The following is a 7,017-nucleotide window of genomic DNA, read 5'->3' on the forward strand; positions in this document are numbered from 1 at the left end:
AGCTCTCCCTTCGTTACGGTGTGACGATATTGAAACTGGGATCGAAAGTGTCCAGTAACCCTCCCAGCGTCTCCAGCGCCGATCCGTCTCCGTCGAGCGAAATCTTCCCCACCTTGGCCAGTTGGGCGGCGGCACCCGGCTGTAGAAGTGCACCTACCAGTGCGGCTTTCGGACCGGAGACGGTCAGTGGTGTGTTCGGTGACGCGCCCTTACGTGCGTTGAGAACGCCGCGCTTGACCCACACGGTCCATGCCTCGTCGCTGTGATCGGTGAACACGAAATCGATGCGCAGGTCCGCGTCGGCTGCCTTCTCGCCGATGAGATGTATTGCGACGAAGTCGAAGAGGATGTCGATGGGCATCGCGAGGACACTGTCCTGACTCGCCGTGACATACGGGGCAGGCTGGGCACCTTCGCGTAGTTCCAGGGCGGCCGAGAGATAGATTCCACGCCACTGAGGCCCTTCGGCTTGATAACCCATCTGCTCGTAGACGTCGGCTTGGAGATTCCTCGCTTCGGTGTTCTCCGGTTGCGCGAAAACCAACTTGTGCAGAATCTCCGCCGCCCATCGGTAGTCCGCAGCCTCGAAGGCCCGTTTACCCTCGTCCAGGATCTTCTGCGCGCCAAGGAGATCGACGAACCTCTTCGCCGATTCAACCGGCGGATGTGGATGAAGCGTCACCGGATCGCCGTCCCACATTCCCAGTTCCTTGGTGTACACGGCGCGCACGTCGTGGTGCAGAGTTCCGTGGTATCCGCGGTTGTACCACTTGCGCGCGAGCTCGTCCGGCAGTTCGATCACCTCGGCGGCTTCGAGCGGCGTGTACCCCTTGTTCGCGAGGCGGAGCGCCTGATCGTGAATGTACTTGTAAGTGTCCCTTTGAGATTCGATGAACGGAACCAGGTTCTCGTTGCCCCACACCGGCCAGGTGTGCGGTCCGTAGTGAACCGCAGCTTCGTCGCCCCACCGTTCGAGAGTCTCGTCCAGATAGCGAGCGAAGTTCCGAGCGTCGCGGGTGCGCGCGCCACGCAACGTCTGAATATTGTGGAGTGAGTGGTTGGCGTTCTCGGCGCACGTCAGGGCCGCGAGTTCCGGAATCCAGATGTGCATCTCCTCCGGCGCCTCGGTATCAGGGGCGTACAGGAACTCGAACTCCAGACCGGCGATCTCGCGCTTGGTTCCGGTCTCCGTGATGCTGTCAGTGGGAGAAATATACGAAATCAGTGGACCTCGAGTACTGATCGTGCCGATGCCGCACGTGACCATCCCCTTGGCATCGAGGTCGAGCAACCCGCCGAATGCGTAGAAGGACCGTCTCGCCATGGCATTTCCCGCGACGACGTTTTCACCGATTGCAAACTTGTCGAACGACGCGATCGTGCCCGGCGCGATGATCGGCACTCGCCCCGACGTCACGTCGTCGAGGTCGACGATCCCTTTGACGCCGCCGTAGTGATCGATATGTGTGTGCGTGTAAATGATTGCCGCGACAGGCTTGTCGCTGACGTGCTCGCGAATCATCTTCATGCCCTGCCGTGCCGATTCGACCCCTGCCATGCAGTCGATGACGATCAGCCCCCCGTCACCTTCGACAACCGTCAAATTGGCCAGATCGTTGTTTCGCACCTGATAGAGACGATCCGTGACCTGGTAGAGCCCTCCACGACGCATCAGTTGACCCTGGCGCCACAGGCTCGGATTGACGGTGTCGGGTGCCGGAACGTCGTCACCGATGTACGCCATTGCCTCGGGGTCGAAGACAACGTGCCCGTCATCGGCCACCACCTTGCCCGGCAACGGGGCGATCAGACCGCGATCGGCATCGGCAAAATCTTGCCGGTCCTCCATGGCATACCGCGAAAGCGCTTCGCGATTCGCCGTGACCGTGGCCGGTGTTGCGTCCTTAGGTGTCTGGCACATGGCACTCCCCGCTCGGATACGAGTCGATCAGATACCCCATCATCTGTATCGGGTGCGAACACACTTGGAATCACCCGCGCAGGGTGAAGCTCGAGCGGACGCTCGGTGGTTATCCGTTCGGTTCCTCGGAATTTCGAGATGCAAGTGCAATCGCCAGGACTGCGAGCCCACACCCGGCAACCAGGATCCATCCCGGCCTCGATGCTTGCGCGACATCCACCGGGGCGCTGCCACCGATGATCCCTCCTGCCAGCGCCACACCGAGAGCGGCGCCGAATTGGCGTGCACTGGAGGTTATTCCACCGGCAAGCCCGGCCTGCGATCTCGGCAGCCCGTTGACGGCAGTGTTGGTGATGGGGGCATTCGAGAACCCGAATCCGATACCGAGGAACAGGTAGGCGGCCAACAGCGTCGGAATCGCCGTGTTGTTGTCGAGCGCGACCAGGCACAGCCCGCCGAGTGTCGTGAAGCTACCGGCGATCAGTAGCGGCCGCCGCGGACCGAAGCGCCCGACGAGAATTCCGGACAACGGCGCGCAGACCGTTGCTGCAACAGCCATCGGGAGGGTGATCGCACCGGCCAGGGCCGGACTCATACCGCGGGAGTGTTGGAGATAGAACGTGCCGAGCAGCAGCGTCGCGTTCAAGGCGACGAACACCACGACCGCGCCGATCACGGCCGACGAAAACGGCCGTCGGCGAAACAGTGCGAGATCCATGAGTGGCTCGTGCTTTCGTGATTCGACGCGAATGAACGCGACCAACGCTGCAGCGACGACGCCGTACCCGGCCGTCGCCGCGGCAGAGAACCAACCGATTCGCGGACCCTCGATCAGAAGGGCAACCGCACCGCCGACAAGAATCACCAGCAACAGCTGACCGGGAAGATCGAGACGTCGCGACTGCTGCGCTCGGGACTCCGGTACGAACGCAGCAGTCAGGGCGAGCACGGCCAAGATCACGGGCACGTTGATCCAGAAGACCGATCGCCAACCGAAACTTTCGATGAGCACCCCGCCGACGATCGGACCTGCCGCCATACTCAGGCCGAAGACGGCAGCCCACACCCCGATCGCCTTGGCACGCTCCTTCGGGTCGGTCATCACGTTGACCACGATCGCGAGGGCAACCGGGCTGAGCATCGACCCGCCGACGCCTTGGAAGATCCGCGCAACGATCAGCACCCCGACGGACGGAGCGAGTGCGCAGGCGATCGACGCCACCCCGAAGACAACGAGGCCGATCTGAAAAACTCGTCTCCTGCCGAAACGATCAGCCACCGCTCCGGACGAAATCAGCAAGCTCGCCAACACAAGTGTGTACGCGTTGACGACCCATTCGAGACCACGGGTTCCGACACGAAATCCCTCCCCGATCGTCGGCAGGGCCACGTTCACGATGGTCGTGTCCAACCCGACGACGAACAGACTCGTGCAGCAGATCGCCAGGACTCCCCATCGCCGCCCTGCATCAAGTCCGATCACTTGCGTTTCGTCGGTCCCGCTCGAAGGTTTCATGGTCGGACTCCATCTCTCGAAGTGTTCTGCCGTGCTCGACTGCCGCGAGGATCGTCACCCGCACACCTGCGAACCCGTTAGAAAACTTGCAGAAACTGCAAAGATGGACAGCATGGATGCTGAATTCGAGCAGTTGATCGCCGATATCGGACCGAGGCTGCGCACGCTTCGACGCGATCGCGGGTTGACTCTCGAGGCGCTGTCCGAGGCCACCGGTATCTCCGTCAGCGCACTCTCACGCCTCGAATCGGGTAACCGTCGTCCGACCCTCGATCTGCTGTTACCGCTCGCGCGAGCTCATCGGGTTGCACTGGACCAACTCGTCGGCGCTCCCGCTACGGGCGATCCCCGGGTTCACCTCACTCCGAGTCGACGCAAGAACGGCAGTGCCGTCGTTCCGTTGACGCGTTATCCCGGACGCGTGCAGGTGTTCAAGCAGGTGATCGGTCCACGTCCACCGAAGCTCGTCACCCACGCCGGCTACGAATGGCTCTACGTCCTCGCCGGGAATCTGCGTCTCATTCTGGGTACGAACGAGGTTGTCCTGCGCCCCGGTGAAGTCGCGGAGTTCGACACTGCCGAGCCCCATTGGTTCGGGCCCGCCGATGAACAGGTGGTGGAAATCTTGCATCTGTTCGGCCCGCAAGGCGAGAAGGCGCATGTGCGCACGACGGCGAAAACGACTACTACACAAGATCTGGTTCACGAAAGCTAGTTCACTGCATGCGTTTTCAGTCGGTTCGACAGTGTATGAGCGTGCTCGAGGAGTAGCGTTCCCAACTCGGCATGGCGTGCGGGCCGGAAGCGAGTTTCCACTCCGGTCAGGCTCAGCGCCCAGGCCGGGCGACCGTTGCGGTCGAACACCGCGGCACCCATCCCCCAGCTTCCTTCGACGATGAGGGCCGGATTGACGGCGTAGCCGGTGACACGCGTCGACTCGATTCGCTCGCGGATTGACGTCTCACTGTGGATCTCGCCCCATTCCGGTTCCAGATTCACTCGGACGAAATAGTCGTCGACGTCCCGCGTCGGTAGGTGACTCAAGATGGCAAGGCCGGCCGACGCGACTCCCAACGGGAATCGCTTCCCCTCGTGCAACACGTGGGATCGCAGCGGAAAACTGCCTTCCTGATTCAGGACGCAGACTGTCTCGTCACCTCGACGTGCCGACAGGAATGCGCTCTCCCCCGTGACCCGGGCAAGTTCGTCGACGACGTCGCGAGCGCGGTCGGTGATGTCGTACCTGTTTCCCGCCGCCGCCCCCAGCAGGTACAACTCCGGACCGAGAGACCACCGACCGGTTCTCGCATCACGGTCGACCAGTCCTTCGGCAGCCAGAGACGTGAGGAGCCGATGCGCGGTGGGGCGAGCGAGGCCGGTGCCCTTGCCCAGTTCCGTGGTGGAAGTACCCGTTGGCTCGGACGCGCCGAGAGCTCGCAGAAGTGCCGCCACCCGCGCGACCATGGCCGGCGATTGCTCGTGAGTTGGCATGCAGCCATCCTAGCGTCCATTGAGTGAACGAAGTTTCTTCATATGATCAGTAGCCGATCAGTTCTGCATTGATGGTCGAGATTCCTTGAACCTGTGAACTGGAGATAGTTCACTGGATACCGAAGTGAGTGAGTGTCTACTCAATGAACGCTTGGCAGGGAGAGAACATGACAGCAAAGGTGTACGAGTCCGCAGCGGACGCAGTCGCCGACATCGTCGACGGCGCAACGCTGGCCGTCGGCGGATTCGGTTTGTGCGGCATACCCGACGTACTGATCGACGCGATCGCAGCAACGAGCGCAACCGACCTCGAAGTGTTCTCCAACAACTGCGGCGTCGACGATCACGGTCTCGGAATCTTGCTGAGCGCGGGACGCATCCGGCGGGTGACCGCGTCGTACGTCGGCGAGAACAAGGAGTTCGCACGGCAGTACCTGGCCGGCGAACTCGAAGTGGAACTGACGCCGCAGGGCACGCTCGCCGAGCGTCTGCGCGCCGGCGGAACCGGAATCCCGGCGTTCTTCACACCGGCCGGCGTGGGTAGCCCCATCTCCGACGGCGGAATGCCATGGCGCTACGACGCCGACGGCTCGATCGCTATTGCATCGCCTCCGAAGGAGACTCGCGTCTTCGGAACCAAGCGCTACGTGATGGAAGAGGCGATCAACGCCGACTACGCGCTCGTACACGCTGTTCTCGGTGACACCGACGGCAACCTCGTGTTCGACAAGACCGCAATGAACTTCAACCCTCTCGCTGCCATGGCCGGTCGCATCACCATCGCGCAGGTGGAACGCCTCGTCGAACCCGGTGAAATCGACCCGGCGTCAGTGCATCTACCTGGGGTGTTCGTCCAGCGCGTTGTCCACACCGGACCTCAGAACAAGCGAATCGAAAAGCGAACCGTCAGCGCTTCGGAAGGAACCACACGATGACCGCACCAGTGACAGTGACGGGTTGGACGCGCCAGCAGATGGCAGCACGGGCGGCTGCCGAGATGATCGACGGCGAGTACGTCAACCTCGGAATCGGTCTTCCCACACTGATTCCCGGATACCTGGGCTCGGACGTTCGCGTGGTCCTGCACTCGGAGAACGGAATTCTCGGAACGGGACCGTATCCCACCGAGGACAACGTCGATCCTGACCTCATCAATGCCGGCAAGGAGACGGTCACCGTCAATCCCGGTGCAGCATATTTTGATTCGGCCCTCTCGTTCGGGATGATTCGCGGCGGACACATCGACACCGCGGTCCTCGGCGGCATGCAGGTATCGAAGACCGGTGACCTCGCCAACTGGATGGTCCCCGGCAAGATGGTCAAGGGCATGGGCGGCGCGATGGACCTGGTCCACGGTGCCCGTCGTGTCATCGTCGTCATGGAGCACAACGACCGCGACGGTAACCCGAAGATCGTCGACGCCTGCACACTGCCGCTCACCGGCCAGGGCGTGGTGAATCGGATCATCACCAACCTCGCCGTCATCGACGTGAGTGAGGACGGCCCACTCGTCCTGCGTGAACTCGCCCCCGATGTCAGCGTCGAAGACGTAGTCGCCGCAACCGGCACCGAACTGAAAGTTGAACTGGCATGACCGACACGACCACTGTGATTGTTGCGGGAGCTCGTACCCCGATGGGTCGACTCCTCGGATCGTTGAAAGACCTCTCCGGGTCCGACCTCGGCGGCATCGCCATCAAAGGCGCCCTCGACAAGTCCGGAGTCGCCCCCGAACACGTCGACTACGTCATCATGGGACAGGTCCTCACCGCCGGCGCCGGCCAGATGCCCGCCCGCCAAGCCGCCGTCGCCGCCGGCATCCCCATGAACGTGCCCGCCCTGACCATCAACAAAGTGTGCCTGTCCGGCATCGACGCCATCGCCCTCGCCGACCAACTCATCCGCGCCGGAGAATTCGACATCGTCGTCGCCGGCGGGCAGGAATCGATGTCCCGAGCACCACACATGCTCGAAAAAAGCCGCGAAGGCTTCAAATACGGCGACGTCACCCTGCGCGACCACATGGCCTACGACGGCCTCCACGACATCTTCACCGACCAGGCCATGGGCCTGCTCACCGAACAAGTCA

Annotated in this window: 7 protein-coding genes; 4 read left to right on the forward strand and 3 right to left on the reverse strand. The window is 62.3% G+C overall.

Going from position 1 to position 7,017, the window contains the following annotated elements:
- Positions 1 to 13 precede the first annotated feature (13 nt).
- Positions 14 to 1,921 carry an alkyl sulfatase dimerization domain-containing protein gene (locus tag G8767_RS24395; RefSeq protein WP_166812309.1) on the reverse strand — a complete coding sequence of 636 codons (1,908 nt, stop codon included), beginning with the start codon at positions 1,919 to 1,921 and terminating at the stop codon, positions 14 to 16.
- 109 nt (positions 1,922 to 2,030) lie between these two features.
- Positions 2,031 to 3,437, reverse strand: a complete 1,407-nt coding sequence (locus tag G8767_RS24400; RefSeq protein ID WP_166812311.1) for an MFS transporter — start codon at positions 3,435 to 3,437, stop codon at positions 2,031 to 2,033.
- Positions 3,438 to 3,540: 103 nt separating this feature from the next.
- On the opposite strand from G8767_RS24400, the gene G8767_RS24405 reads away from it, so the two are divergent.
- On the forward strand, positions 3,541 to 4,152 hold the full coding sequence (locus tag G8767_RS24405; protein ID WP_240952733.1) for an XRE family transcriptional regulator: 612 nt from the start codon (positions 3,541 to 3,543) through the stop codon (positions 4,150 to 4,152).
- Here the strand turns inward: G8767_RS24405 and G8767_RS24410 are convergent.
- The gene (locus tag G8767_RS24410) at positions 4,149 to 4,928 is read right to left on the reverse strand and encodes an IclR family transcriptional regulator (protein WP_095971793.1); all 780 of its coding nucleotides are present in this window, start codon (positions 4,926 to 4,928) and stop codon (positions 4,149 to 4,151) included. The two genes, G8767_RS24405 and G8767_RS24410, sit on opposite strands and share 4 nt — an antisense overlap.
- Positions 4,929 to 5,095: 167 nt before the next feature.
- Here G8767_RS24410 and G8767_RS24415 point away from each other — a divergent pair, with 167 nt between their 5' ends.
- The 3 genes from G8767_RS24415 to G8767_RS24425 form a co-directional block, all read left to right on the forward strand.
- Positions 5,096 to 5,863 (forward strand): CoA transferase subunit A, encoded by a 768-nt coding sequence (locus G8767_RS24415; RefSeq protein ID WP_172436629.1) that lies wholly within the window; start codon positions 5,096 to 5,098, stop codon positions 5,861 to 5,863.
- A complete protein-coding gene (locus G8767_RS24420; RefSeq protein ID WP_003941451.1) occupies positions 5,860 to 6,522 on the forward strand; it encodes a 3-oxoacid CoA-transferase subunit B in 663 nt (220 codons plus the stop codon). The genes G8767_RS24415 and G8767_RS24420 overlap by 4 nt, the downstream gene beginning before the upstream one ends.
- On the forward strand, positions 6,519 to 7,017 hold a 499-nt coding region (locus G8767_RS24425; protein WP_277346905.1), incomplete at its 3' end, for a beta-ketoacyl synthase N-terminal-like domain-containing protein. The genes G8767_RS24420 and G8767_RS24425, both read left to right, overlap by 4 nt.

It is taken from the genome of Rhodococcus sp. IC4_135 (genome assembly GCF_011602025.1).
In the GTDB taxonomy this organism is placed as follows: Bacteria; Actinomycetota; Actinomycetes; order Mycobacteriales; family Mycobacteriaceae; genus Rhodococcus_F; species Rhodococcus_F baikonurensis.